General features: G+C 47.3%; 19 protein-coding genes. 6 read left to right on the top strand and 13 right to left on the bottom strand.

Annotated elements, in window-relative coordinates:
- Positions 1–394 precede the first annotated feature (394 nt).
- The 10 genes from L0U89_RS13580 to L0U89_RS13535 all read right to left on the bottom strand — a co-directional run bounded on the left by L0U89_RS13580 (position 395) and on the right by L0U89_RS13535 (position 12,922).
- Complete coding sequence (locus tag L0U89_RS13580) at positions 395–1,606, bottom strand: Nramp family divalent metal transporter (protein WP_234862017.1); 1,212 nt, start codon at positions 1,604–1,606, stop codon at positions 395–397.
- Complete coding sequence (locus tag L0U89_RS13575) at positions 1,603–2,691, bottom strand: DUF2891 domain-containing protein (protein WP_234862016.1); 1,089 nt, start codon at positions 2,689–2,691, stop codon at positions 1,603–1,605. The genes L0U89_RS13580 and L0U89_RS13575 overlap by 4 nt, the downstream gene beginning before the upstream one ends.
- 279 nt (positions 2,692–2,970) lie before the next feature.
- Positions 2,971–3,813: an N-acetylmuramoyl-L-alanine amidase-like domain-containing protein gene (locus L0U89_RS13570; protein ID WP_234862015.1), complete on the bottom strand. Its 843-nt coding sequence runs from the start codon at positions 3,811–3,813 to the stop codon at positions 2,971–2,973.
- Positions 3,814–4,040: 227 nt separating this feature from the next.
- Positions 4,041–4,694, bottom strand: a complete 654-nt coding sequence (locus L0U89_RS13565) for a hypothetical protein (RefSeq protein WP_234862014.1) — start codon at positions 4,692–4,694, stop codon at positions 4,041–4,043.
- A gap of 2 nt (positions 4,695–4,696) precedes the next feature.
- On the bottom strand, positions 4,697–5,356 hold the full coding sequence (locus L0U89_RS13560; protein ID WP_234862013.1) for a hypothetical protein: 660 nt from the start codon (positions 5,354–5,356) through the stop codon (positions 4,697–4,699).
- Between the two features lie 67 nt (positions 5,357–5,423).
- On the bottom strand, positions 5,424–6,200 hold the full coding sequence (locus L0U89_RS13555; RefSeq protein WP_234862012.1) for a hypothetical protein: 777 nt from the start codon (positions 6,198–6,200) through the stop codon (positions 5,424–5,426).
- A 108-nt stretch (positions 6,201–6,308) separates the two neighbouring features.
- The gene (locus L0U89_RS13550; protein WP_234862011.1) at positions 6,309–6,560 is read right to left on the bottom strand and encodes a hypothetical protein; all 252 of its coding nucleotides are present in this window, start codon (positions 6,558–6,560) and stop codon (positions 6,309–6,311) included.
- Positions 6,561–6,660: 100 nt separating this feature from the next.
- The gene (locus L0U89_RS13545; RefSeq protein ID WP_234862010.1) at positions 6,661–7,404 is read right to left on the bottom strand and encodes a LytR/AlgR family response regulator transcription factor; all 744 of its coding nucleotides are present in this window, start codon (positions 7,402–7,404) and stop codon (positions 6,661–6,663) included.
- 2 nt (positions 7,405–7,406) lie between these two features.
- A complete protein-coding gene (locus L0U89_RS13540) occupies positions 7,407–8,255 on the bottom strand; it encodes a sensor histidine kinase (RefSeq protein WP_234862009.1) in 849 nt (282 codons plus the stop codon).
- A 1,427-nt stretch (positions 8,256–9,682) separates the two neighbouring features.
- Complete coding sequence (locus L0U89_RS13535; RefSeq protein ID WP_234862008.1) at positions 9,683–12,922, bottom strand: S41 family peptidase; 3,240 nt, start codon at positions 12,920–12,922, stop codon at positions 9,683–9,685.
- 250 nt (positions 12,923–13,172) lie between these two features.
- On the opposite strand from L0U89_RS13535, the gene L0U89_RS13530 reads away from it, so the two are divergent.
- From L0U89_RS13530 to L0U89_RS13515, 4 genes are read left to right on the top strand one after another with little or no spacing between them, the layout of a single operon-like run.
- Positions 13,173–13,853, top strand: coding sequence for a TetR/AcrR family transcriptional regulator (locus L0U89_RS13530; protein ID WP_040481196.1), 681 nt, complete (start codon positions 13,173–13,175; stop codon positions 13,851–13,853).
- The gene (locus L0U89_RS13525; RefSeq protein ID WP_234862007.1) at positions 13,843–15,543 is read left to right on the top strand and encodes a peptidase domain-containing ABC transporter; all 1,701 of its coding nucleotides are present in this window, start codon (positions 13,843–13,845) and stop codon (positions 15,541–15,543) included. Before L0U89_RS13530 ends, L0U89_RS13525 begins: the two co-directional genes overlap by 11 nt.
- 12 nt (positions 15,544–15,555) lie before the next feature.
- Positions 15,556–16,908, top strand: coding sequence for an HlyD family secretion protein (locus L0U89_RS13520; RefSeq protein WP_234862006.1), 1,353 nt, complete (start codon positions 15,556–15,558; stop codon positions 16,906–16,908).
- A gap of 1 nt (position 16,909) precedes the next feature.
- Positions 16,910–18,310 carry a TolC family protein gene (locus tag L0U89_RS13515; RefSeq protein WP_234862005.1) on the top strand — a complete coding sequence of 467 codons (1,401 nt, stop codon included), beginning with the start codon at positions 16,910–16,912 and terminating at the stop codon, positions 18,308–18,310.
- 32 nt (positions 18,311–18,342) lie between these two features.
- On the opposite strand, the gene L0U89_RS13510 is transcribed toward L0U89_RS13515, so the two are convergent.
- Positions 18,343–19,908 (bottom strand): S1 family peptidase, encoded by a 1,566-nt coding sequence (locus L0U89_RS13510; protein WP_234862004.1) that lies wholly within the window; start codon positions 19,906–19,908, stop codon positions 18,343–18,345.
- Positions 19,905–20,777 (bottom strand): hypothetical protein, encoded by an 873-nt coding sequence (locus tag L0U89_RS13505; RefSeq protein ID WP_234862003.1) that lies wholly within the window; start codon positions 20,775–20,777, stop codon positions 19,905–19,907. The genes L0U89_RS13510 and L0U89_RS13505 overlap by 4 nt, the downstream gene beginning before the upstream one ends.
- Positions 20,778–20,975: 198 nt before the next feature.
- On the opposite strand from L0U89_RS13505, the gene L0U89_RS13500 reads away from it, so the two are divergent.
- Positions 20,976–21,347 (top strand): BlaI/MecI/CopY family transcriptional regulator, encoded by a 372-nt coding sequence (locus L0U89_RS13500; RefSeq protein ID WP_234862002.1) that lies wholly within the window; start codon positions 20,976–20,978, stop codon positions 21,345–21,347.
- On the top strand, positions 21,344–23,050 hold the full coding sequence (locus tag L0U89_RS13495) for a M56 family metallopeptidase (RefSeq protein WP_234862001.1): 1,707 nt from the start codon (positions 21,344–21,346) through the stop codon (positions 23,048–23,050). The genes L0U89_RS13500 and L0U89_RS13495 overlap by 4 nt, the downstream gene beginning before the upstream one ends.
- Here the strand turns inward: L0U89_RS13495 and L0U89_RS13490 are convergent.
- Positions 23,047–25,185 (bottom strand): alpha-glucuronidase family glycosyl hydrolase, encoded by a 2,139-nt coding sequence (locus tag L0U89_RS13490; protein WP_234862000.1) that lies wholly within the window; start codon positions 25,183–25,185, stop codon positions 23,047–23,049. The two genes, L0U89_RS13495 and L0U89_RS13490, sit on opposite strands and share 4 nt — an antisense overlap.
- Positions 25,186–25,272: the final 87 nt, after the last annotated feature.

Below are 25,272 nucleotides of genomic sequence, written 5' to 3'. Positions count from 1 at the left end.
GAGTTTGGTTTTATTGGTGTAAGATAACAATCAGAATTGGGATTCAATTCGATGAATTACATCCCTCGTGCCAACCCTTGACAGAAATAATTTTCTAACCGGGCCCACTTCGAAATCGGGGCATCCCAGGCGTGAACCTTCGTGTTATTACCCTTCTGTAAACTCTGAATATTTAAAACTCCGGATGACGAAGGGAAAGCCCTCACTTAATACGAATGCTGCTGGATTGCGTAGCAATAACTCAATCCTTCGACTTCGCTCAGGAACCAATAACTCAATAACAAATAACGTCTTTTAGATCCCTCGGGATGACCAATTGAAGCTGATGCAAGAGAATGGCGTCTGTGCTTAGCGACGAATTAACCCAATAACTCAATAACCCTTAACCAAACGCCTACCCCAAAACCTTCCACACTCCCATTCCTCCCAGAACCAACGTAACCAACCACAATCCAACTGCGAGGATATTCATCCAAGGGGAGTTGGTGGCATTTCCCATCAGGCTTTTGCGATTCACAAGCCATAGGATATAGCCGGAGACAAGGGGGAGAAGAGCTCCATTGGCGACTTGGGCAGTGGAAATCAGCAGCAGTGGCTTGATCCCGAAGGAGGAAAACACCAAGCCGAGCAGCAAGATGCCTGCCATGCTGATGCGCATATTTTTGGACTTGAGGTCAGAAGACCAGCTGAATAGGTTGGCAATCACGATCGCTGCGGCAAGGGGTGCAGTCATCGCAGATGTCAATCCGGCAGCAAAGAGCCCAAACGCCATCAGGTATTTTGCCCCTGTGCCCATGAGTACTTCGATTCCCTTGGCAAGGTCGGAGAATTGGCTGACCTCTAGCGCACCACCTTGTTTCCCCACAACCATGATCGCCATGGACACGATGCCCCCGAGAGTAACAGCAAGGATTGTATCAAACCGAATGTAGCAGATGTCTTCAGGTCGCTGCCATTTTTTGGCTACCAGGTCCGCATGGAGAAAAAGGTTGTACGGCACGACTGTGGTGCCTATCAGGGCGACAACGGTGAAGATATTTTCGCCATTGGCATTCGGAATAAAACCCTGCAACAGTTCCATCCAGTCAGGCTTGGAAAGCACTGCGGTAACGATAAATGCAAGGCTCATCCCAATGACAAGTCCCGTGAGGACGTTGCCGATGGTTTTGAAACTGCCCGTGAGCAGCAGGACCATAGCGAGCACACCGATCAGCAGGTTGATGAGGTTAACCTTGAGATGTCCAAGTGGTACAATCTTGGTTTCGACCACAGCCTCAAGGCCGAGTGCGGCCCCGCTGATATTCCCGGCTTCGTAGGCTGCATTGCCGAGGACGATGGCTGCGAGGATCAGCGCAATGGAAAAGTAGCGCAGAATGCCTTTTTGAAGCTTTTCCGAAAGAACAGTGGCGAGGCCTTTTTGTGTAAAGAGTCCGATGCGGGCGGACATTTCCTGAAAGACGATCGTCACCAAGATCGACAGCAGCATGGCCCAAAGCAGTTCAAAACCGAAATTCACCCCGGCCATCGTGCAGACGGTAACTGTGCCCGGTCCGATGAATGCTGCCGCGATAACCGGTCCAGGTCCGATGTACTTTTTCCAGGTCATGGTGCTTGCTGCAGGGCGTAGATGGCAAAACTCCCCAGCCAATGGGTGCCCTCATAGTTGTCATCGACGATGCTCGGGAGGGAATATTTGATATGGGCATTAGCGATGGTCATCAGGTGACCGTATTGTTCGGGATATTCCTTTATCAAACCATAAAGTACCCAAGCCCTACTGAAATTCAGACCGTCGAGGTGTACCAATTTGCCGTCGGTGCGGTCGCTGACCTTTCCTGGTTCGAGTGAAAATTCCGCCTTGGAGAGGTCTGGCAAAAAGCTGTTCAGCCAAGGGAGGAATTCGGCTTGCGGCAGGACCTTGCGCATGATGTCGAGTTCCTGGAAGCACGGCGAAAGGAAATCGAATCCACTCGGTTCCCAGGTCAGCGGACAGTCCTTGTCGCCCATAAACCAATCCTTGGCACGGGACTCAATGAGGGACTTCAGGGGAGTGTTCTCGAGGGTTTTGGCATAATCATAAGCGAGGGAAAGCCCGAATGCGATATTGGTATGCTCGCCGACGCGGATAGGATAGATGAGTTTGGGGAGAAATTCAAGGTATTTCTCCACCATGAGATCAGTCAATGGCTGCAGGTTGGCTTCCATCTGCCTCGCTACCGGATCATCCCAAAGGTGGAGTTCCTCGGCCAGTTTCAATACCCATGCCCAGCCATAGGTTCTTTCGAAAGTCTTGTCAAAAGGCCCTTCGAAATAAGCCACTTCCACGGCAATGTCCTCCGCACTGAGGTTTTCAAGGAGTTTGGTCTTGATTGCCTCCCTGTTTTCCAAATCAGGAAACTGCCGCAGCAAACTCACCAACATCCAATGTCCATGCACGCTTGAATGCCAGTCAAAACAACCATAAAAGGCGGGATGCAGCGCTTTGGGTCCCTTGAGCTCGGACTCATTTCCAATCGTTTGGTTGAGCTTGTTGGGATATTCCACCTGCAAGCAATGCATGGGCATAGCGGCAAGCCGGTTGGCTTCTGCCAAAGTCAGTTTGATGGGTGCTTCGGGGACGGTTTTTTGCTGTTGTTGGGTGCAGGAGAGAAGGAGAATAGAGATGAGGAATAGGAAGAAGAGGGGTTTCATGCTATAAGTATGAGATTTTAGACACAAGACACTAGACAAAAGAGACAAGAAGCAAGAATCAAGAAACGAGACTCCCTTGTGCCGCTTTTAGGAAAGCAGTACGTCACCGCCATTTATACTGCTTCTGGAGAAACAGGGTAGCGGGAAAACCCCGCTAGGGGTTTAACCTTGAATAGCCCCGGGTTTTAACCCGGGGTATTGGCGAAACAAACAACCCCGGCTAACCCCAGCGGGGTTGAACAATTTTCAAGCCTTTTATCCTATGCTGGAGCAAGTCTCCTATTTCCCACTCAGCCTTGCGACCATGATACCCGATTGGGATTTGTTGGGCGCTAGGTAGTCGGCAAGCGGTTTTTCCGATACTTCGACCATCTTGGAAACCGAACTTGCGTGCATCAAGTGGATACGGCCATTCTTTTTCACCGCAAATCCCACGTGCACGATGTCGAGATTGGCCATAGAAGCCGTAATGGCAATCAAATCTCCGGCTTGGATGCCTTGCTCGAGGGAAGCGATCTTGTCTTTGGGAATGTAATGGTAGGTCCTTGCACCGATGACTTTTTCCCGCTCTTTCAATTCATTGACAAAGGCTGGATTGGAAAGTTGGGCATAGAACTTTGGGTTGGAAGACATAAAGGAAGGTTGGTTCGCGTAAACGACACCGCCGATATCAGCAGTGATGTCCTTGAGTATTCCCTTTTCCGCATTATCCGCAATCCAATCGGAGAAGTAATGCAGGCGTGTGGGATAACCGCCTTGTACACCCTCGATATAGCGGAGTTTGGCCAATTGTGCGCTGTAGTCCTCAAAAGTGCAGGTTCCCATTTTTCCCAATCTTGCCAAAGTCACTACTGTCTCGAGGTAAGTGGTGCAATCCAATCCCATCAAGTCAATAACCAACTGCTCATCGCCGGGGATTTCGAGGGTTTTCTCCACGTAGGGAGTTTTCAAAAACCAAGTTCCGACCTCGACTACGAGATCATTGACATCCTGTTTGGAATTGTCGGTTTCAGAGAGTTTTTGTAGAAATCCGTCCAATCGCTCTTTGCTTTCTAGGCTGCAGACGGTTTGTGCCGGAGCAAGGAAAGGAAGGAAAACAAGCAGGAAAAGGAAATGGCGCATGGATTTTCGGAATGGCTTTCAATTGCCAAAATGCATGATTTTTTTGGGAAAAGCGAAAGTAGAATGAGATATGAGATTTGAGACAGGAGTTAGATAACGGAAATGGGTAACATCGCGGCTGGAGATGGAAGGCTTTTCGGAAAAGAAGAAAGCTTCGGTGAGTTGCCTGGGGATTTCCTGGCTCCTTACGCGCCAATTTGGTTGCCGCCAATATTTCTTCGGTTAGATCACCCGGTTTCGTTTTGCCGATTTTTCACCAACGAAAATCCCACAGCATACAAGCCATAGGCTGTGATATTGAAGATATTGTGCAGCCACCACATTTGCTGTCCAAGCAGGGTATTGGCAAGCCCGAGGATAAAAAAGGTACAGAAGCAATAAAAAAAGATACCCAGCAAGATCCAAAAGGCGGACTTTTGCAGGGGATGGGCATTCTTTTCGACGATCTCCAACAGTAAGAATCCAGCCAAAAATGCTGCGATGACTTGGTACACCGGATCGAATACCGCGCTGATGAGGAAATTCGATTCAGGTTTGACAAGGGAGAAAATCGTCAATCCAAGCCAATGGAGCAAGGTAAGTACCCACATCAGGGAAACAAACCGCTTCAGGAGTAAATTTCCGCTGGAGTATCGAATAAAAGCGAGGAACACCAAGGCTTCTGTAAGCGAGTAAAGGCTATAGATTAGTGAAGCTACCTCGTTATTCCCTGTTCTCAAGCAATACCAAATGGCCAAATCGACGAAAAAGGCAAAAAGCAGGAAAACCCAAAAATACCGAAGCCCTTTGTCCAAATTCCGCCATCCCAACCACCCAAAGGATAAGGGGACGAGAATAGAAAAAATCGAAACGATCCGAATCCATTCATCGACTGTCATCACAATCAGGTATTGGATAAATTTTGACCCCCGACTTTCGCAGCCGCAAATTCATCCCTGCAAACCCAAAACCCAAGGGCGTAGATGATATTGGTGGTGATGTTGACTGCATTATGCAGCCACCAGATTTTGTTTCCAGTAGAAGTGGTAATCATTCCCATGACGAAAAACGTGCTAAAATGATAGAAGAAGATACCGAATACCAACCAAAACACCAGCGGCAACCCATCGCCACGTTTGTTTTCGATCATCTCCAATAGTACAAAGCCCGCAATAAAGGAGTAAGCAACACCGAGGCTTAGCCTAAATGTATTTAACAAAGAGTATTCAAAAAGATGGGCAAACCACAGCAATAGCAAACCTAGGAAGACCCATTGGCAGATGACTTTCACCACCTTAACCTTGGTAGCCCAGCGCAGGAACCAAGCATAAAATGTGAGGTCTATCAACCAATAAAGCTTTCGGATGACACCATAAAAATCATTGTTGGGGTAATGTGCATTGTACCAACCCAGCAGGTCTACTGTCAAACCTACAGCCAAGAACGCAAGAAAATACCTCAATGCAGACGCTTCATTCTTCACAACCAGCAAACCGATGCCAAGCGGTGTCGCGGTGGAGAGGGTCGAAAAAACATTGATAAAGTATACTGCTTCGTTATTCATGGTCCTGAATCCAAAATACAACAAATAGGCCAATTCCTCTTAAGAAATTGGCCTTGAAGTCGTTTTTTTATGAATTCGGTGGTGGAGGTGTGGATTTTTGAAGCAGTGAATAGCTTTCACCCCCAGATTCGCTCATGGTGTTGGGTATAATTTTGCCCGATCTGTCAACGGCGGCGAGAATTGGTCTCAAAAAATTTGGGTAATGTTCATAGTCTCTACTGTAGCCTAAAAGGTAGGCGACTTTTTCAGGCATTTGATTCATGAATTCATGAAATTCATAATTAGTGGCGAAAATCGAAACGACAAACTTCGCATATGGATCTTTAGGATTCAATTCGTTTGAAGCGTGTTTTCGGATTTGATTTCGAAAGTTGGATGCAAATTTCAAAACCAGTCCTTGTTCTATTTTCCCTTCTTTTTCATCGATGTATTTTGAAAACAAATCACCTTTCAGATATTCAACAACAGTATCATACTGATCGTTTTCGCCAAGATAAGGTACTACTACAGGCAATATCAGATCGTTGGCCATGTTGGTAACATCCTCAGGGAGGTCGGGATCGAGAGAATGCAAGGTCTCCAAGGCCAAAAAGAACTCAGGATACCTATTGTCGTCGTAATTTAAACAGTACCAAAGCCTTACATAATTTGCTGATATGTCATTTCGAAAGTGTGCCGCATCAAAAAGCCCTGCAAACGACCCGATGTTGATTCCGCGAACTCTGTCTTGACTGATGGCCAAATATTTACCGACCATTTCTGCCCCGAGCCGAACTAATGGGATTAATTCAGGCCCAGATTTCATAGCTTCCTGTTCGGATGAACCATTAGTGAAATTTTCCATATTTATGATTTTTGCATTTCTAGGTTTATTTAAAGAAGCGCTGAGACTTAGTTTTTTTCTATTTTAGAAAATCATCCTGCCTTTTTAACATCCCAACTCCCCAATCCCTCAAACCTCCACTCCCCCCCAATCTTTTTCGCCTTTGCCGAGCCTTTTGGTCAGTTGCATTTCGGCGGACTTGGGTGAGGAGATGCTGATGGTGAATTGCCCGCCGAGGGGGCTTTCCACATACCACTGCAAGATATGCGCCCGGTCGTCGAGTTCGACCTCATTCGGGAAACCCATTTCCAAAGCCTGCCCATCCAAAACCAAATGGACCTTGCCTTTTTCCATAAAAGCACTCACCACCAATTTTTTCATCGTCTTAAACTACTGCACCACCTCCACCTTTCCGAATGCCAACTAGCAGACGTAAAACTTCCCCAAGAACTTGGTTAGGTTTGGCTAGAAATCGGCGCGGCTACCGGATCAATTTAAGGAACTCATCCTTGCGCCTCCGCGAAACATCCACATAGCTGCCGTCCTCCATCTTCACTTGTCCACCCTCTCCCTTGATGTACTCCCGCACAAAGGCCAAGTTGATCAAATGGCTGTTGTGTATCCGGAAAAACCGTTGGCTGGCCAGCAACTGCTCACATTCCTTGAGTGTGCGGGACACGATTATGGGCTTTTGGTTGAGGGTATAAAAGGTCGTATAGGTATTGTCGGATTCGCAGCGGATGATCTCGTCAATCGGGACGAATACATACCCCGAGAAGGTTGGGAGAGCGATCTTCTGCTTTTGCTGGGATTGATTCAGGTTTTCCAGCAGTTGCCTCACTTGATTGAATCCTACGTTTCTTTGCTCTTGGGAACGAAAGCGGTCAAGCGCCTTGTCCAAATCCCCTTGCAGGAGGGGTTTTAAAAGATAATCGACTGCAGCAAGCCGAAAAGCCTGTATGGCATAAGTATCATAGGAAGTCGTGAAAATGACCGAGAAGGGGAGCTTGGGATATGTGGCGAGCCAGTCAAAAGCATTTCCCGGCGGAAGATCCACATCGGAAAAAACCAAGTCGGGCTTTACCTTCTCCACCAAATTACCGGCGTCCGCCAAGTTGTAAGCTTGTCCCGCAATCAGGATATCCGTATGTTTTTCCAGCAACTGCTTGAGTTGGGCCTGTGCATGTGGTTCATCCTCGACGATGATGGCCGTAAAAGTCTGCATAATCAATCTTCAAAAGGGATTCTAAGTTTCACAATCTTTCCGGATATGCCGTCGGTCCTTTCCTCGATGCTGAATCCGGCATTTTTCCCGTTCATTTGGTTCAGCATGGCAAAGCGCTCTTTCATCAAGCTCATGCCGAGGGAGGTTTTTTTCACTTTGGTTTTCAGGTCAAAATCATTTTCAAAATGGCCCCCATTACCGGAATCCTGTATTTGGCAGAGCAGGTGCCAGTCGTCCCATTGGGAAATGTTGATCTCGATTTCGCCACCGCCCGCGACACCATGCCACACGGCATTTTCCAGAAATGGCTGTATCAGCATCGGGGGAATGTGGATGGATTCAGTATCTAGGGTAGGGTCTACTACAAACTTAAACCCGAAGGCGTGGTTCACGCGCAACTGTTCCAATTCCAGGTAGTTCTTGTTGGCTTCGATTTCATCTGCCAAGGGTACCATCTTGACTTCGCTGCTTTCGAGTACGTAGCGGATCTGCTGGGAAAACTTCAGGAGGTAATTTCCCGCTTCCTGCACCGGATGTTGGTACATGTAGTGGTGGATGCTGTTGAGGCAGTTGAAAATAAAATGCGGATTGATTTGGGCTTTGAGGGCCTTGAGCGCTACTTCGGTTTTTTGGAGTTGGAGTTCGGTTTCCTTTTCCCTAAAGACCGCTTCCCGCCGCGAGCGGTAAAAGACAAAGATAAGGAAGGAAAAGGCAATCAAAACCGGGAAAAGGGCGAAAATGACCAAGGTTTTGAATTCGGACTGCGAAACAGCGGAAGATTGTAAAAAGAGCATCGGGGGAAACCAAAAAAACTTTGATCCATCCAATCCCGGAAGATGCAAATGCCACATAAAATTTTGAAGGAAAGCCTAAAATAGGTAAAAAATGTATAATACGATCAATTCAGTTATATTAATTCCATTTATGGATTCAATAAGATCCTGCGCAGAACGACAAACTGGAGGCATTACATTTTCAAACTTCTTCAAGAAATCCTCAAAACGCGAGGGAAAAATACGCTCAGGATAAGCTGCCGTTTTCTTCCCATTTAGACCGAAATCAAAGCCAAAAGCACCATTTGCTGTCTTTGGCTGTCAAATAGCGTAACATCATACTAGATTCAAATACTTTTTACGCGGGTATCTTCTATCACGGTTTTAAGAGACACTAGGGTAGCGTAAGTTTAAATCCAAAGCCACCTCCAAAAGGGGTGGCTTTTGGGTTTATTCTAGGATTTCAGCGGAGAGATCAATCCCTTCGGGATTAAAGCCACGGAGTGGTATTTACCCCGGGTGCAACCCGGAGGCACTTGGGAAAATGGGCGTCAAAGTACTTCCAACCCTGGAAGGGTTGAATTCAACCACTTTCGTGGTTGGTGGATATCCTGTGGATCTGCCATTTCCTTGCCACCGGATTGGCATCCGGGGCCAATAACCCAAGGGTATTCAATCCCTTCGGGATTTGGGAATTTTGACCAATTAGGGAGTTGCGGGCCATCCTGGGATTCCCGCTTCACGTTTTCTCCTGATTGGCATCCGGGGCAAATAATCTTTGGTATTCAATCCCTTTGGGATTTGGATAAAAAGTTCAGGTTCAAATAGATTTATTGCATTCAGCTGTGAGATCAATCCCGCTGGGATTTGGAATACGGTCGAAATGCCTGATTGATTTGAGAAATGTTTTTGATCAAAAAGGTGAATACGATGGGTAGATGTAATGTTACACCTTTGGCCTAAATGACCGCTGCCGACTGCGAATATTTGTCCAAAGAAGACATTGCTCTCTTGGCACCGTCAATTTGATTTCCAACGATGTTTTGTTGGATTTTGTGCAGAATAGAAAAGAAAGATCTCGTTGACATCCGGGATAAGATATTTTGGACTAGGCCAAGAAACATAGTTCTATTATCGCAGCCTGCGAGATTCCGACCTTTTTGCAAAGTACCACCTACCTAACCCCAAACCTGCACCAGTCTAGGTGCAAAGTAATACCAGTCTAGGTGCAAAGCAGTAGCAAAGTAGTACCAAACTAGGGGATAGCTAGACCTTACTTGTGGCTCTGATTTATTTTCCATCAAAAAAAATACCCGAAGCATTCCTCCGGGTATTTTCCAGCTACGTTTTAAAAGGCCATATCATTCAAAGTCTTTGAACGATCTGTTTTGTTCAATTATGCCCTCATACTTCTAACTTCCAACTTCGTATTTCTAACTTCATACTTCGTACTTCGTACTTGGTACTTCGTACTTCCAACTTCGTCCTTCCAACCTCGTACCTCCCTATTTCCCCTTCGGCCTCGCATACCTGATCGGCGCTTTGGGTTCTGGTTTAAGTTCGACACCTTGGGTTTCGAGGAGTTTGAGTGCTTCCTGCACGGCTTTTTCCAATTGGGGATCTTTGCCGGCGATCACGTCTTTGGGCGTCTGCTCGACAGGGATATCGGGCGATATGCCGACCCCTTCCACAGCCCATTCGCCATTGATATCAAAGAATCCCCCACGCGGCGCGACCATGCGTCCACCATCCACAAAGGGTGGCGTATCCCAAGTACCGACCAATCCGCCCCAAGTTTTGGTGCCGATCAGCGGACCGATTTTCATTTTGTTGAAAAGGTAGGGGAGAAGGTCACCGCCGGATCCTGCGCGCTCGTTGATCAACATGACTTTGGGTCCCCAGATACCAGCCATCGGGGTGGTGAAGGGCCTTCGGTCGTTGGCGCGGCTATTGAAATAGCCATGCAGTTCCCGGGCCATTATGTCGACCATATAGTCGGCAGCGGAGCCTCCGCCATTGTTTCTTTCATCGATCACCGCTCCTTTTTTGTCCTGCTGCGCAAAGTAGTAGCGGTTGAAATACGTGTAGCCAGGACCGCCGGTATTGGGGACGTAGACGTAGGCGAGTTTGCCCTTTGACAGTTCATCCACTTTTCTGCGGTTACCTTCCACCCAGTCCATCATCCGCAACTGACCCTCGTTTTCAACCGGGACCACGGTCAAAACCCGTGCATCTTCGCCGTTTGCTTTGGAGCTGACTTTAATTTTGGTCTGCTTGCTGCCCGTGCCTTCGAAGTATTTGTACAGGTTTTCGTTTCCGTCCACAGCTTGTCCGTTGACTTCGAGCAGGTAATCACCCACCTTCACATCGATACCCGGTACTGAAAGCGGCGCACGGAGGTTTGGGTTCCAGGATTCGCCGTTGTAGATCTTTTTGAAGCGGTATTTTCCTTGGCTGATTTCATAATCAGCTCCCAAGAGTCCAATGTTCACCGATTCGACCTGCGGGAAATCACCTCCAGAGGTATAGCTGTGTCCAACTGCTACCTCACCGCCCAAAATGTCGATGATGTAGTTGAGGTCGGTGCGGTGCTTTACATGGGCAACCCAAGGCTTGTACCAGCCATAGATTTCGTTCCAAGGTGCGCCGTGTACATTGTCCACATACAGGAAGTCCCTTTGGAACCTCCAACCTTCGCGGTAGATCTGTGCCCATTCTTCCTTGGGTGTGACTTTGACTTTGAAGTTGGCCAATGCCTTGAGACTGCCGTCACCAGGTTTCTTGGGTGCGCCTCCCGTATCGACAATACCCCAGTTGCCATTGGATTGATACAAGAGCGACTTCCGGTCCTTGGAGACAGTGGCGTAGCCGACATTGGGCATGAAAGCCTCTGCTTTTTTATCCTTGAATTGGTAGCGGTGTAGGGTGAGCCCATTTTCGTTGGGAATACTTTCCAGATAAAATACCACATTCTCAGGCCCTTCCACCAATCCGATATAATTTCGCGCGGGAATGTCAACTGCCAAAATACGGTTGGCCAAGCCATTTTCGTCGATCACCACCGGTTTGGTTTCACCGTTTTTCGCAGGCTCTTTCTTTTCTGTTTCCTTTGGTTTTTCCTCGTCGCTTTCGGGGAGCAGCGGTGATTTCCCTGCCTTATTCAAGACAGCCAAATACAGGTTTCGCGTCACGGGCCTGTCATACGAGCTCATGTCTAGCCAGCCTGTATTCAGGCCAAAGTTGGTGCTGGCAAGAAAATACAGGTACTCACCATTGGCATCCCACACAGGTGTGATGGCGTCAGCCATGCTATCCGTGATTTGGATTTTCTTACCAGTCTCGATCTGGTAGGTGAAAATTGCCTTGAATTGGTTGTCCAAAAGGCGGGCATAGGCTACCCATTTTGAGTCAGGTGACCAAACGGGGTTCAGGCTCCTGTTGGGATGGGCGAAGCGGTCCGTATCGGCAATCTTGGCTGCACCCGTGGCTACATTGACAATCCATAGGTTGTAGTCGGTATCTGTGAAAGCGAGGTGCTTGCCGTCGGGTGCCCATTCGGGTCTGAAGTAAAAGGAATTGTTCGGGAGCTTGATCGCTTTTGGCTTGCTGAGGCCCTCCTGATCGCCAACCATAAGTTGGTATTCGCCACTTTCGTCTGAGAACCAAGCGATTTGTTGCCCGTCGGGCGACCAGACAGGAGACCTGTCGGCAATGCCGGAGGTGTTGGTGATGTTGCGGGCATCGCCTTTTTCTTTCGGCACAGTGATGATTTCACCTCGGAATTCAAATACGGCGCGCTGCCCGGTCGGAGAAAGGCTCGCATTTGTCAGGCTTCTGCCGTTGACTGTTTGCCATCTCTCTCTTGCCCAATGGAAGTCCCCGCGGACGTTGATCTCCAACTTTTGGGATTTGCCGGTAGCGGGATTGAGCAGGTGAAGGAAGCCGCCTTGCTCGTAGACGATTTCGGTGCCGTTGCCATCGAGGTTTTTGACATCAAAATCGGCATGGAAAGTCTCCTGCTTGAGATCGTTTGACTTGGGGTCAAAGGACCAAATATTGTTGGCATAGTCTCTTTCTGACAAGAAGTACACCCTATTGCCGTTCCAAATCGGCTGGGTATGGCGTTCATTGTCTGTCTGGGGAGTCATTTTGAGGGAAAAGTCCTTCAAGTCCACGATCCAAATCGGCTTGGCTTGGCCGCCCCGGTAGTTTCTCCACTCGGGATCCCAAAAGGCGATCTGTTGGTAGGCGATGGATTTACCATCGGGAGAGATTTCGCCATTGACTGCCCTAGGGATTGGAAGTGATTCTTCCATACCCCCTGCAAGCGGGATCTGATAAAACTTCGATTCCCGGGTTGGCACATTTTCCCGACTGGAAGTAAAAAGGATGTTTTTACCGTCAGGTGTCCAACCACTGACCAAATCGGGGCCCGGATGCCACGTCAGGCGTTTCGGTTCTCCGCCTTCCGTAGGGATGACATAGACGTCCGTATTGCCGTCGTATTGGCCTGTAAAGGCAATCCACTTGCCATCGGGAGAAAACTTGGGAAGGCTTTCACTGCCTTCGTTACTTGTCAAGCGGATTGCTTCACCTCCGGTTTTTGCCACTCTCCAAAGGTCATTGGCATGGACGAAAACGATGTGGTCTTGACTGATGGTCGGCTCCCTGAGGAGCATTGTACCTTGGGCATAGGCAAAGACTACTGCCAAAAAAGCCAAGGCTGTAAGTAGGTTTTTTTTCATTGGGTAGATGTGGATGTGATTTACTTGGGTTTAAACTCGCATGGAAGTTGGAAGGTAAGAATTGATAATGTCAAACTGAAACCTTTTTCCCGACAGCGAAAGAATAACTGTTTTTATGGAAGAGTTGGACAGGGTTTCCTGCTTTCAATTACCGTTCGACAAATAGTTTGTGAGTATTACAAACTTTTTGTGATTTCGATAAACCTTTTTTCCAAAGCCTCAGTTAGAGTATCTGTTTTTCGATCTTTTTATGGAAAGGATTTTACAAAAGCTCAGGGTAGAAGTCAACGGGGATATCTTTCTGAAGGATCCTTTCAGCTCCGATTTGGGCAAGGAAATTATCCAAAAAAGTGTCGCGCTGTTGATCGAATTGGGATTTGAGAGTTTCACTTTCAAAAAGTTGGCTCAGGCTGTGGGCTGTACCGAGTCCGCGATCTACAGGTATTTCGACAACAAGCACAAGCTGCTGCTGTATCTCCATGCTTGGTATTGGGGCTTTTTGGAACAGAATCTGGTCTTTGCAACTGCCAACTTGGATGATCCAAAGAAAAAGTTGGCCATTGCAATCGAAGTCTTGGTAAATGGACCCATATTTACCAAAAATGACTTCATTGATCCGCGTGCGCTGAGGCAGTTGTTGACCGACGAAGCTGCAAAAGCATTGATGACAAAGGAAGTCGATGAGGAGGACCAAAAGGGTTTTTTCGATCAATATTACAAGCTTGGTGCGCGTATTGCCGAGATTATCAAAGAAATCAATCCAGATTATCAGTATCCCAAAACCCTGGTGTCCACGGTGATGGAATCAAGTCTTACACAATCCTATTATGCCAAGCATCTTCCTGGCCTGACCGACGGTATAGCCGGCGGCGATGCTCGGATGGATTTTTTCCACAACCTCGTTTTTAAATCTATATCCCATGAATGCTGACTATGCAATAACCCCCTTGAAAAGGTTTTTCAAACTTCTCAATGAAGAGAAGAAGGAGGTTTATTCCATCTATTTCTATTCGATACTCAATGGTGCCGTTTCCTTGATTTATCCTTTGGGTATACAGGCGATCGTCAACTTTGTGCTTGGAGGCCGGGTGAGTACCGCATGGTTGATCATGGTGATGGTCGTAGCCCTGGGAATTGTCTTCGGTGGCTTTTTGCAGGTGTCGCAGCTCTACCTGACTGAGAAATTGGAGCAGAGGATATTCACCAAGACGGGGTTTGGATTTGCGTATCGACTTCCTCGCTTGAAGTTGGATGAGCTGAGCAAGCAATACACTCCCGAATTGGCCAACCGATTCTTTGATGCGGTCAATCTCCAAAAAGGCATATCCAAGATATTGATCGACTTTTCCTTTTCGACCGTTCAGATCATTTTTGGAATGATCTTATTGGCCTTGTACAATATCTTCTTCGTTATTTTTAGTTTTGGGCTGATTGCATTGGTCATCCTGATTTTCTACTACACCAGCCCCAAGGGGATGGAAACAAACCTGAAAGTGTCCACAATGAAGTACAAAACGGCTTTTTGGCTCGAGGAGATCGCGCGGACGATGGAGACCTTCAAGTTGGCCGGGAACTCCAAGTTGCCTTTCAAGGCTATCGATAAGTTGCTCCAATCCTATGTGGACTATCGGAACAAACACTTCGGCGTGCTGGTGTTCCAGTACAAGGTCATGATTGCGTTCAAAGCCTTGATCGTGACGACATTGTTGGTTGTGGGTAGTTTGCTTTTGATCGATAACCAAATATCCATCGGCCAGTTCGTAGCGGCTGAAGTCATCATTATCTTGATTGTGAGCTCGGTGGAAAAGATTATTCTTTCCTTGGACGCTGTCTACGATACCTTGACTGCGACGGAGAAGATCGGCCAAATCATGGATATCCCGATGGAACGACAGGAGGGTACAGAGAAATTCCTCCAAACCAACAATGAAAGTCTCCAATTCCAGATTCGCAACCTGAGTTTTAGGTCTAAAAACACCACCCAAGAGATTTTGGACGATGTAAGCTTTGAACTTAAGCCCGGAGACAAAGCCGTATTGACTGGAAAAAGCGGCAGTGGCAAGAGTACCCTGCTGTATCTCATGTCGGGACTTTTCACGGACTACCGAGGCAGGATCATTGTGAATGGCCTTCCGATCGACACGATGAATCTGGAAAGACTACGCAGCTACATTGGGGATAGCCTTTCCCATCAGTCCATTTTCCATGGCAGTATTTATGACAACGTCACACTCAGTAGGGACGTCGATGACCAAAGAGTAAGAGAGATTTTGGCCTTGGTGGGATTGAAAGACTTTATCTATCAGCTCACCGAGGATTGGGACACAGTGCTTATGCCCGAGGGCGCAGGATTGAGCAAATCCATCAGCAGCAGGATCATCTTGGCAAGGTGTCTCGTGACCCAGCCAAAGGCGCTTTTTCTGGAAGATATGATTGCCTTCCTTGAGCCTGAGGAAAAGGCGGAAATCATCGATTATATCCTCAAGGGGGCTTGGACGGTGATGATGATTTCACAGGATTTGGATACGATTGCGAAGTTTCCAAGGGTTATCAAACTCGACCATGGCAAGGTTATCTATGATGGGGATGCAGGTGTTTATGTTTCTATGAACAAAGCTTAAAAGGAAAAGTCTATGTTAGGTATATCGAAAAATACGATTGGTGCGAACGTCTCCTTCAAGGAATTCAAAAGCATCGACATGACCATTCCCAAGGAAGAGAGTAAAAAAAGGGTACAAATCCTGATTTGGTTTCTATTGGGAACCTTCCTGTTTTTGTTTTTGCCTTGGACTCAGAATGTGCGCTCCAAAGGATACGTGACCGCCCTGAGGCCCGACCAACGTCCACAGACGGTTCATTCCATCATTGCGGGGCGGATCGAGAAATGGTATGTGGCGGAAGGAAATTATGTACAGAAAGGCGATACGGTCTTGGCCATTTCCGAAATCAAAGATGATTACTTTGATCCCTTGCTATTGGAGCGGACGGAGCAGCAGGTGGCGGCAAAAACACTCTCCGCAAAATCCTATGCTGAAAAAGTGAAGGCTTTGGAAATCCAAATCCAGGCGCTGAAGGAAAACAATGTGCTTCGAAAAGAACAGGCTGAAAATAGGCTTCAAATGGCCGTGCTACAGGTGACTTCAGATAGTATCCGTTTGGAACAGGCGAAGGTCAATTACAAAATCGGGGAGGAGCAGCTCAAGCGGGCCGACAAACTGTACAAAGAAGGCTTGAGGTCCTTGACGGATTTCGAACAACGGGAGCTACGGTTTCAGGAAGTACAAGCGAGTTTGATCGCTTCGGAGAACAAGTTGTTGCAAAGCATCAATTCGAGAATAGCAGCCCAGATCGAACTCAACGCCATCGACAACGACTTCCGGGACAAAATGGCAAAGGCAAGGGCCGATATGTACGAGGCCATGTCCGCGCAGTTTGATACCGAAGCGACAGTTACCAAGTTGGAAAACCAATACTCGAACTATGAGGTGAGGACCGGGTACAGACATGTTTTGGCTCCCCAGGAGGGCTATATCACAAAGGCAATCCAGGTTGGTATTGGTGAGACGATCAAAGAAGGAGCAGAGATTATTTCGATTTTGCCGGGAAATGCCCAATTGGCTGTAGAGATGTACGTCGAACCGGTAGATTTTCCGTTGATGCGTATCGGAAACAAGGTCAGATTTATTTTCGATGGCTGGCCCGCGATTGTGTTCTCAGGTTGGCCGCAAATCACCAATGGCACCTTTGGAGGTGTTGTACAGGCAATCGACAATTTCTCCGGTCCCGACGGCCGCTACAGGATTTTGGTGATCGAAGACCCGGAGGAAAAACCCTGGCCGCCGGCTTTGCGGATAGGGTCAGGTGCGGATGGCATCGCCTTGTTGAATGATGTGCCCCTTTGGTACGAGATTTGGCGGCAGCTCAATGGATTCCCGCCAGACTATTACACTGAAAGAGAAAAGGCCGAACTCAAAGCTGCAAAATAAGATGAGGTACTTGCTTCTTGTTTTCTTTTTTCTCACCATCGGTATCGCCAGGTCCCAAACGGTTTTGGGCTACGATGACTTCATTTCTTGGGTGAAGGCTTATCATCCTGTATCCAAACAGGCGGAGATTACGCTCGACTTTGGTGATCAAACATTGCGGGCGTCACGAGGAGGCTTTGATCCCGTTTTGTACTTTGACTACGACGCGAAACGTTTTAAGGAAGCGAATTATTACGATAAACGACAGACCGGTGTTCGCGTGCCGACTTGGGCAGGTGTAGAGTTGAAGGGCTTGTACGAATACAATACAGGTAACTTTCTAAATCCAGAGCAGGCGCTGCCGCCAGAGGGACTTCTCGCAGTCGGTGCCTCTGTCAACCTGGGACAAAACCTCATCATGGACAAGCGGCGCTTGGCATTGCGGCAGGCGCAAATCTACGCCGAAGCCACCAAGGCGGAGCGCCTTCAGATTCTTAACGACCTCTATATGGAGGCCACGGAGTCCTATTGGGTATGGTCGGCGGATTTCCAAAATGTGAAGATTCTGGAGGAGGGCGTGGATTTGGCCAAGGAGCGCTTCGAGATGGTGAAGGAAAGTTACATTCAAGGGGATTTTCCTGCAATCGATACGGTTGAGGCCTATACGCAGGTCATGGACAGGATTTACAGGCTGCAGTCTGCCCAAATCCAATTTTTCCGCTCCACCCAAATGCTCAATACTTTCCTGTGGGATGAGAATGACAGTCCATTGGATTTGTTGGAGACTATCATTCCGGAGAATGTTTTGGATGAAGTTGAGTTTGCCTACGATAAGGGTGCCCTCAGGGATTATATCTTCTATCACCCACAACTCAGGCTCACCGACTTCGATATCGAGTCCCTTCAGGTAGATAGAAGGTATAAAGCAAACCTTTTGCTGCCGGTCTTGAAGTTTGATTACAATTTTCTAACGGAGTCGCTGGGTGAGTTCAATCAGGCAGTATTCCTGCAAAACAACTATAAAGCAGGTTTCACCTTTGCGATGCCTTTATTTCTGAGAAGGGAAAGGGGAGACCTTGGAATGGCCAAAGCCAAAATCAACTTCAAGCAGTACCAACGAGACCTCAAGCTCGTCCAACTACAAAACAAACTCGAATCTGAGATTTACAACTTTGAGACCGTGCAATCACAGTTGGGAGTATACAACCAAAATGTCGTCGGTCTCAGGAAACTATTGGCCGGCGAAATGACGCGGTTTGAAATCGGAGAGAGTTCGCTTTTCCTCGTCAATGCGCGGGAAGTCAGCCTAATAGCCGCACAGACTACGCTCAACGACCTTGCGGCAAAGAGAAAAGCTGCCTACGCCAAGATGCTCAATGCCGCAGGCTTGGGCTTTGACGAAGTGCTTTTGCAGGGAAATTGAGAATTTGGCCCCTTTATTTTTTTGACCCTGGTTCAATAAGCGAAGGTGCTCAAATGGGCAGCGGTAAAGGCGGTGTAAAAATCCCTGATGCGGATGCAATCTTCACTGTTTCCTGCAGAACCGGTGCAATTGAGCCCATAAGTCTGCGCACGTGTGATCAAATCGACAGGGAGGGCGGTTACGGCCGCAGTCAGAATCACGTTTTCCTCATCGGCCAATAGCGTAACATAGGTCAATATCCCATATTGCCGACCGTCGTTTGGACTCTCCAGCAATTCGGCACCGTTGGCCATGATGTTGAATTTTTTTCTGCCACTATCATATCCATCGTCAGCAAAGGAATACTCTTCAACAATTTCGAATCCCGCAATACCAAAAGCCTGGGCCAATTCGGTGTAGAAATATTCATCCAAAAACGTCATGACTTCTTCGATGTCCATGGAATTGATATCATCCACGGCATCATTTTTTGCCACGGCAAATGCCAAATAGGTGAATTCATTGTCCCTGAAACTTACCTGAAGGGCTTCTTCATCTGTTCTCGCATTGATGACCTCCAGATTGAGACCCTCGGGAACCACCACCACAACTCCGTTTTGGATATCTTCATAGATATCGAGGCGGATGTTGCTGAGATTCATGTTGATGTTGTACTGCCGAGTGATCTCATCGCTGAGCATCATGATGTTTTCGGGGTCTTCCGAGGTTTCGGTGAGTTCGTCGATACTTCTGTTTTTTGTAAGATAGAACTCAAAATCCTTGGTCTGCACTGGGCGAAGCTGGTTGGAATTTTGATAGATTTCTTCTATCGAATCCCCATCTTCGCTAGTAAATACAGTTGATGAAAATAGGCTTCGGTTGCCCGCTACATTCGAAGGCAACTGAGTAATACTAGAACTTTCCAAGTCCGCTATATACTTCGCAGGGATGGCCCAACTTATATTGACTGTACCTTTTTCCAAACCACCGCTACCGATTCCAACCAATCTGCCCTGATTATCGAATATTGGAGCACCAGAATTGCTTGGAAGGAGGTTTCCAGTACCGAAAAACAGAATATCCAAATCTAGGTTAAGGCTTGAAGACGCCATCAAATCCCTTTTTATTTTATCCGGCAAGAGGTTATTCAGTGTTTCTTTTGGATGTATGCGCCCAGTAATCAGGGTACGGGTCGGTATTCCAGAAGATCCCTCCAGCAACCCAATACAATGTACTTCCTTGCTTGCCGTGATTTTTTCGGTATTGGCATTCAAAATAGGGGCTACGTTGGTGAAATTTTGATCATTTCTCACTAATTCCAGAAGTACAAGGTCAGCCATTGGTAGGACTTTCTTGATTCTTGCTTCCCTGAATGCCGCCTGTTTCGCATATTTTACCTCGATCTTCCAGCCTGGTCTCATGCCATGCAAAGCGGTGACGATTTGATTTGGTTGTTTCCAAACAAACCCTGTCAACACATTCTTTTGCTTTGTACCGTTGACATCCGTTACCCAAATGTGAACGACAGAATTGATTGCTTTATCCGGATCAAAGGACTGTGCTGCGGCCTCCATTTGGAAAACCGAAATAATTAAAATCGAAAAGAGTAGCTTTTTCATGATTTGAAGAGTTTGGCTAAAAGTTGGTAAATGACGAGTCTTTTTTCTTCGGAGAACCGCTGCTGCATTTGGTTGACGAGGATTCCAAAGTTTGCTTGGTCGCCCAAAAGGGCCTGTTCGATCGAGCCAGCCTCGGTCTTTCCAGCAACGAGGGAAACAAATGACGATTTGAATTTTGTGAAATCCGCAGGAGGCGCCACACAAAGGATGTCTCTGATCGTGAGCAGCACTTGGCCCTTATCTGCCTCAGGGATGCTTCTATCAACTTCCTCAGCGAAATCAGCCCAGAATCCTCCTGGCGCTTTAAAAGCTTCGATAATCTCACTTGTTTCCGTGCCTGAATTAGCACCACTGAGGTAATCGCAGTCCTGTGCTTCTATCGTACCTGAGTAAAGTACACTTGCTTGCCTTACGACTTTTCCCGAATCGGCCTTGATAAATCCCGTGATCATCGCCCTGGCTTCTTCGTCGCTGTAGCCGATCGACCTGTATTCTTCCATTTTGTCCAAGAGGCTTGGCGCAAAGGGGTCGTTGGCTCTCAGATAAAGACCTAGCAAAATACCAACGACTGAAAAAAGCCCAAATGAGCCGATTCGGAGGCTTTTGAGGGAGTCGAGGAACTTTTCATTAAGCCCGATCAAAACAGCCAAAAGTGAAGAAATCGTCGCAATTACGCCGCTGACGACTGGCGAAACTGATAGACCCAACAGGATGCCGAGTAGCAGTCCTACTCCAAGGCCATTGAATACCGCCGAAAATCCCGAGAGAAAAGTCACTTTGACTGGACCTGCTTGCGGATCTCCGACGATCCATTCCTTCGTAGAATTGATCAATTCCTTTGCTACGTGTTCTTTTTGCTCTTCTTCCATTTGATTGAGGGTAAAAAATCAGAAAATAATATTATGATTTGGTATAAAATATTCATCTATCTAATTGAATATTTCAAAAGGTATATAATTATCTATATTTAATTTGATTTTTCAAAGTTTTGAAGAAATTTTCAATCTGACACCAATAAGTTTAATGTTTATTCTATATTTGTAGAATAACATCTATACGTGTAGAACATGAACTTAACAAACGCCGAGGAGCAGTTGATGAACTTTATCTGGAGTAGGGGTTCAGCATTTATGAAGGATATAGTGGATGACTATCCTGAGCCAAAGCCTGCACCTACCACCATTGCGACGCTGCTTAAGCGGCTGATTGAAAAAGGGGCGATTTCTTACCGCACCTTTGGCAATTCTCGGGAATACTACCCGCTTGTGGACAAATCCGGGTATTTCTCCAAAAAGGTCAACGAGATCGTAAAGAACTTCTTTGATGGTTCCCCTAGTCAGTTTGCCTCTTTCTTTACACGGGAGACAGCCATGGACACCAAGCAGTTGGAGTCCCTAAAGGCCATTATCGAAGAACAACTTAAATCCAAGAAGCCATGATTTCCTTTATTCTCATTTCAACCTTGGCCTTGGTCCTTTTCCTTTTGTTTTATCAGTTGGTGCTGGAAAAGGAAAAGATTTTTGTGTTCAATCGGTATTTTCTACTCTTTACCCTGGCATTGGGTTTTTTGATTCCATTTGTTGAATTACCAAAATCTTTCACCCCGCAGCGGCCTGTTGAAATACTCAAAGCAAATATCTACAGTTTTGCCGCCCCCGAATTTGAGAAAGCAAGCAGCGCGGGAATATCTGTTCCCGAAGACCGAGTTCACCGACTAATAAACCAGCCAGGCCCTGGTCTAGACGTGACGCAAGTATTGATAGGAGTTTATCTGTTGGGTCTGGGGTTCTTTTTCGGAAGATTTGCTTACCAGCTATTCACGATTTCAAAGACTATCAGGACTGCCGAGAAACTCAATCAGTCTGGCTACACGATTGTGTTGATGAGCATTCCGATTCAGCCATTTGCTTTTTGGAAGTATTTGTTTCTTTCCAAAGATGCCTATGAACACGGGCAGCTTGAGCCTGAGATTATCAGTCACGAACTTTGCCACATCCGGGAAAAGCACACTTTGGATATCATTTTGATAGAGTTTTTGAAAGTGGTCTTTTGGTTCAACCCTGTTTTTCTCCTCTACAAAAGGTATATCCAACTTAATCACGAATACCTCGCGGACGATGCAGTTATCAGGCAATCCGGAAAGGTGGTAGATTATCAAAGGCTTTTGCTTTCCAAGGTAAATGCGAATGATACTTACTCCGCCGGGTTTGGTAGTGCTTTCCATTTTTCCGAAACCAAAAGGCGACTAATCATGATCGGGAAACAAGCGAACCCAGCTCGGATAAAGTGGCTTCAGCTTGGTGCTGCGATATTTGTTTTGACGGTTTTACTTGGGCTCACCCCGGCAAAATACGATGGGCCATGGAATCTGCAAGGTACGGCTCTGTCTGAACAAGCAGGCGACTATGAAGCAATCCTAACCGCTGCAATGGAACCCGAAAATCCTTATATTCTGAGCCTATCTCGTTTGGATATTGGCGCATTGAAACGGGCTTATGACCAAGTTCCCGCCGACCAAAAGGGTAGCGTCACGGCGTTCCCCTTCCTTGAGGGATTGGCATATGAAAAGTTGCTGGAATTAAAAGGATCTGACCGGGCATCCAAGGTTTGGTTTTTGTATCAAACCCCGCCCCAAAAGCAGGTCATTTCTAATGAGGTGTTTGAAAATTGGAAGAAATCCAAGGGGTTGGAGTTGGAGATCGATGGACAGAAAGAGGAGGTGAATGTGCTTGATAGCCACAAACCATCCGATTTTGCGCTTTTTGAAGTGCGTGGCATCGAAGAAAGGGGTTTTTTGAAACGGCGTAGATATTCAGTAAAGCTGTCAACCCACGCCTACTATGACGCACAATTTATTCGCAAGCCCAAGAAATTGAATGAAGTATCTCTTCAATTGGTGGATGGAGAGCGTTACGTGGTATACTATGCAATGAGCTGGGTCAAGATGAACGAGGAAACCAAAGAATTGGAAGAATACTGGCCAGAAAACTACGAGGCATCGATATTACATGCCTTCCAAATGCTCGACCCAAAGGAACTTGAGCTTCGCAAAAACTCGGTGATCTACGATATCGGAAAGCAATTCTCGATCACGGTAGAAAAGGGTAAAACAAAATTTTTCCTGTCATTTCCGACCATCTAAATCCCCGGTACAAAATTCCTTTTGAAGTTGAGGTAATAGTTCAAGTCTCGAAGTGGTTTTTCGACTCCGGGCGGTAGGGGCATTCCCGAAAACTGCTGGAAATACAGCAGGCATGAATCCCGCCACCATACCGCTTCCTCAACCTGTATCCGCAGAAATGATGCGATGTGTTGGTATCGTTCGGGATCAATTTTGCCCTCGAGTTGCATCCATTGCCCCTCCATCCACCGGGCCCCCTCGACGCCCCGCTGATAGCGCAAGGCCATTTCATTCCAAAGCATATTCCCTGTGGGCAATTTGAAATCCCAGGGGACACGATGGAACCACAACAGGTAATCCAAGGAGATTGTGTTGGGATTTCCCCATGCTTTTGTCCATACCGGCGCATATTGGGCCAAGGCATTGCTTCCGCTGGCGGTACGGTCAAACCCGATGCTGTCCTTGGAGGCTTTGTGGTAGTAGGTCGCTGTCCAATCCTCCCTTCCTCCGCCCGTTACCCAAGGTCCCGGCCCCCAATGGTGACTCCGCGCCATGATATGGTGCAATCCCAAGGGCGTCATGTAATCTACGAGAATCGGATAGGATTTCATCATGATTTCCTTTGTGGTATTGACAAAATCTTGGTCCTGCGTAAAAGTCATCTTTAGCCAATCTGTGGCGATTCGATCGATATCAGCGTCGGGATTCCAAGCGAGCCTGCCAAAGGAATACCAATCGGCCTGCGCCGTCGGATGCCCGGTCCAATTGCGGTCGGTGCCGATATTTGCAACTCCTGCAATGCCGGTCAGGGAATAGGGGTGGACCTTGCCCTGCAGGACCTTGCTGACTGTGCTGCCTTTTCCCTCGGCGTAGGTATCTGCGTCAAGTATTTCCCGCCACATGCTTGCCAAATTCACCCAATGGGTGTCTTGTCCCAGGTATTCTTTGGTAATTTGAAACTCCATCATCAAAGGGGTCTTTGGCATCGCACCGAATAGCGGATGGAAAGGTTCACGGGGCTGGAAGTCGAGTGGGCCATTCTTCACCTGAACGATCACATTTTCCCGAAACTTCCCGTCCAAGGGTTTGAACTCGTCATAGGCTTGTCGGATACGGTCTGTCGGGGTTTTTTCATTGTAGACAAATGCACGCCACATGACGATTCCTCCAAAAGGTTTGACGGCTTCTGCGAGCATATTGGCACCTTCGGCTTGGGTCCTGCCATAGTTGTGTGGTCCGGGTTGGCCCTCGGAGTCGGCTTTGACGAGGAAGCCGCCAAAATCAGGGATGTATCCGTAGATCTCCTTTGCCTTATTTTTCCACCATTGCTGCACCGCGGGGTCCAGCGGGTCTGCTGTCGGCAGGTTATCCAAAATCATGGGCGCATTGAATCTTGCAGTCAGATAGACCTTGATGCCATAGGGTCGAAACGCATCCGCAAGCGCTTTCGCTTTTTCCAAATATTCCGGCGTCAGGACCAAGGCGTTGGCGTTGACATTGGTGACCGATACACCGTTGATGCCAATCGAGGCGTTTGCCCGCGCGTAATCGATGTATTGTTGGTCAATGTGGCGCGGTAGTCGGTGCCAGTTCCAAATGCTGAATCCAGCATAGCCGCGCTCGACGGTACGGTTTAGATTGTCCCAATGGTTGAGCAGGCGGAGTTGGATTTTGGGGTTTTCCAATATTTCAAATCCATCAAGCGGGGTTCTGGTCTGGACCGCTTTCAAAAAGCCGAATGTCCCGTAGAGAAGGCCCTTATCTGTTTTTCCGATAATAAACAGCCTACCAGCATGCGACTTGATCCAATATCCTTCCTCCGTGATTTGCGACAATTCAGATTTCCAAGCTGCTTGAAGGTTTGCGGGAACTGATTCGATTGTTCCGATCCAAAGGCGTGCGTCGGGGTTTTGCTGGAATTCAGGTTTATGTTTTTTGGCAAAGAATCCTTCGGCAGCAATCTCAATTTCCTCCTTTATCACGGAGATAGTCTGTGAATTCCCGACGACCGAAATCTTTAAAAAATAGGGCAAGCAAGAGGCCTCATGCTCTGCATTTTCGAAGGGATAATATTGCAGCCAAAGCTTATATCCGTCGTTTGCGAATGTCAGCGAAAAGCACAGGAAAAAGGCCAAGCTGAGGGTAAATTGCTTCATTCCGTTCAACAGGTTTGGTTCCCGATAAATATACAAAAACAGTTAGCGGATTTGCCGAAAACATTATATTTGGAAACATTACGGTTT

The sequence above is a fragment of the Mariniradius sediminis genome (genome assembly GCF_021491425.1).
GTDB classification, from domain to species: Bacteria; Bacteroidota; Bacteroidia; order Cytophagales; family Cyclobacteriaceae; genus Mariniradius; species Mariniradius saccharolyticus.
Note: the sequence above shows the minus strand (reverse complement) of the source record. Positions and strands in the feature narration are given on the sequence as shown.

Excerpts from the sequence above, each read along its gene's own strand:
- L0U89_RS13500 (WP_234862002.1), top strand. The coding sequence starts at position 20,976 with ATGAACTTAACAAACGCCGAGGAGCAGTTGATGAACTTTATCTGGAGT.
- L0U89_RS13540 (WP_234862009.1), bottom strand. The coding sequence starts at position 8,255 with ATGTGGCATTTGCATCTTCCGGGATTGGATGGATCAAAGTTTTTTTGG.
- L0U89_RS13535 (WP_234862008.1), bottom strand. The coding sequence starts at position 12,922 with ATGAAAAAAAACCTACTTACAGCCTTGGCTTTTTTGGCAGTAGTCTTT.
- L0U89_RS13520 (WP_234862006.1), top strand. The coding sequence starts at position 15,556 with ATGTTAGGTATATCGAAAAATACGATTGGTGCGAACGTCTCCTTCAAG.
- L0U89_RS13575 (WP_234862016.1), bottom strand. The coding sequence starts at position 2,691 with ATGAAACCCCTCTTCTTCCTATTCCTCATCTCTATTCTCCTTCTCTCC.
- L0U89_RS13515 (WP_234862005.1), top strand. The coding sequence starts at position 16,910 with ATGAGGTACTTGCTTCTTGTTTTCTTTTTTCTCACCATCGGTATCGCC.
- L0U89_RS13495 (WP_234862001.1), top strand. The coding sequence starts at position 21,344 with ATGATTTCCTTTATTCTCATTTCAACCTTGGCCTTGGTCCTTTTCCTT.
- L0U89_RS13560 (WP_234862013.1), bottom strand. The coding sequence starts at position 5,356 with ATGAATAACGAAGCAGTATACTTTATCAATGTTTTTTCGACCCTCTCC.
- L0U89_RS13510 (WP_234862004.1), bottom strand. The coding sequence starts at position 19,908 with ATGAAAAAGCTACTCTTTTCGATTTTAATTATTTCGGTTTTCCAAATG.
- L0U89_RS13555 (WP_234862012.1), bottom strand. The coding sequence starts at position 6,200 with ATGGAAAATTTCACTAATGGTTCATCCGAACAGGAAGCTATGAAATCT.
- L0U89_RS13570 (WP_234862015.1), bottom strand. The coding sequence starts at position 3,813 with ATGCGCCATTTCCTTTTCCTGCTTGTTTTCCTTCCTTTCCTTGCTCCG.
- L0U89_RS13530 (WP_040481196.1), top strand. The coding sequence starts at position 13,173 with ATGGAAAGGATTTTACAAAAGCTCAGGGTAGAAGTCAACGGGGATATC.
- L0U89_RS13550 (WP_234862011.1), bottom strand. The coding sequence starts at position 6,560 with ATGAAAAAATTGGTGGTGAGTGCTTTTATGGAAAAAGGCAAGGTCCAT.
- L0U89_RS13490 (WP_234862000.1), bottom strand. The coding sequence starts at position 25,185 with ATGAAGCAATTTACCCTCAGCTTGGCCTTTTTCCTGTGCTTTTCGCTG.
- L0U89_RS13505 (WP_234862003.1), bottom strand. The coding sequence starts at position 20,777 with ATGGAAGAAGAGCAAAAAGAACACGTAGCAAAGGAATTGATCAATTCT.
- L0U89_RS13580 (WP_234862017.1), bottom strand. The coding sequence starts at position 1,606 with ATGACCTGGAAAAAGTACATCGGACCTGGACCGGTTATCGCGGCAGCA.
- L0U89_RS13545 (WP_234862010.1), bottom strand. The coding sequence starts at position 7,404 with ATGCAGACTTTTACGGCCATCATCGTCGAGGATGAACCACATGCACAG.
- L0U89_RS13525 (WP_234862007.1), top strand. The coding sequence starts at position 13,843 with ATGAATGCTGACTATGCAATAACCCCCTTGAAAAGGTTTTTCAAACTT.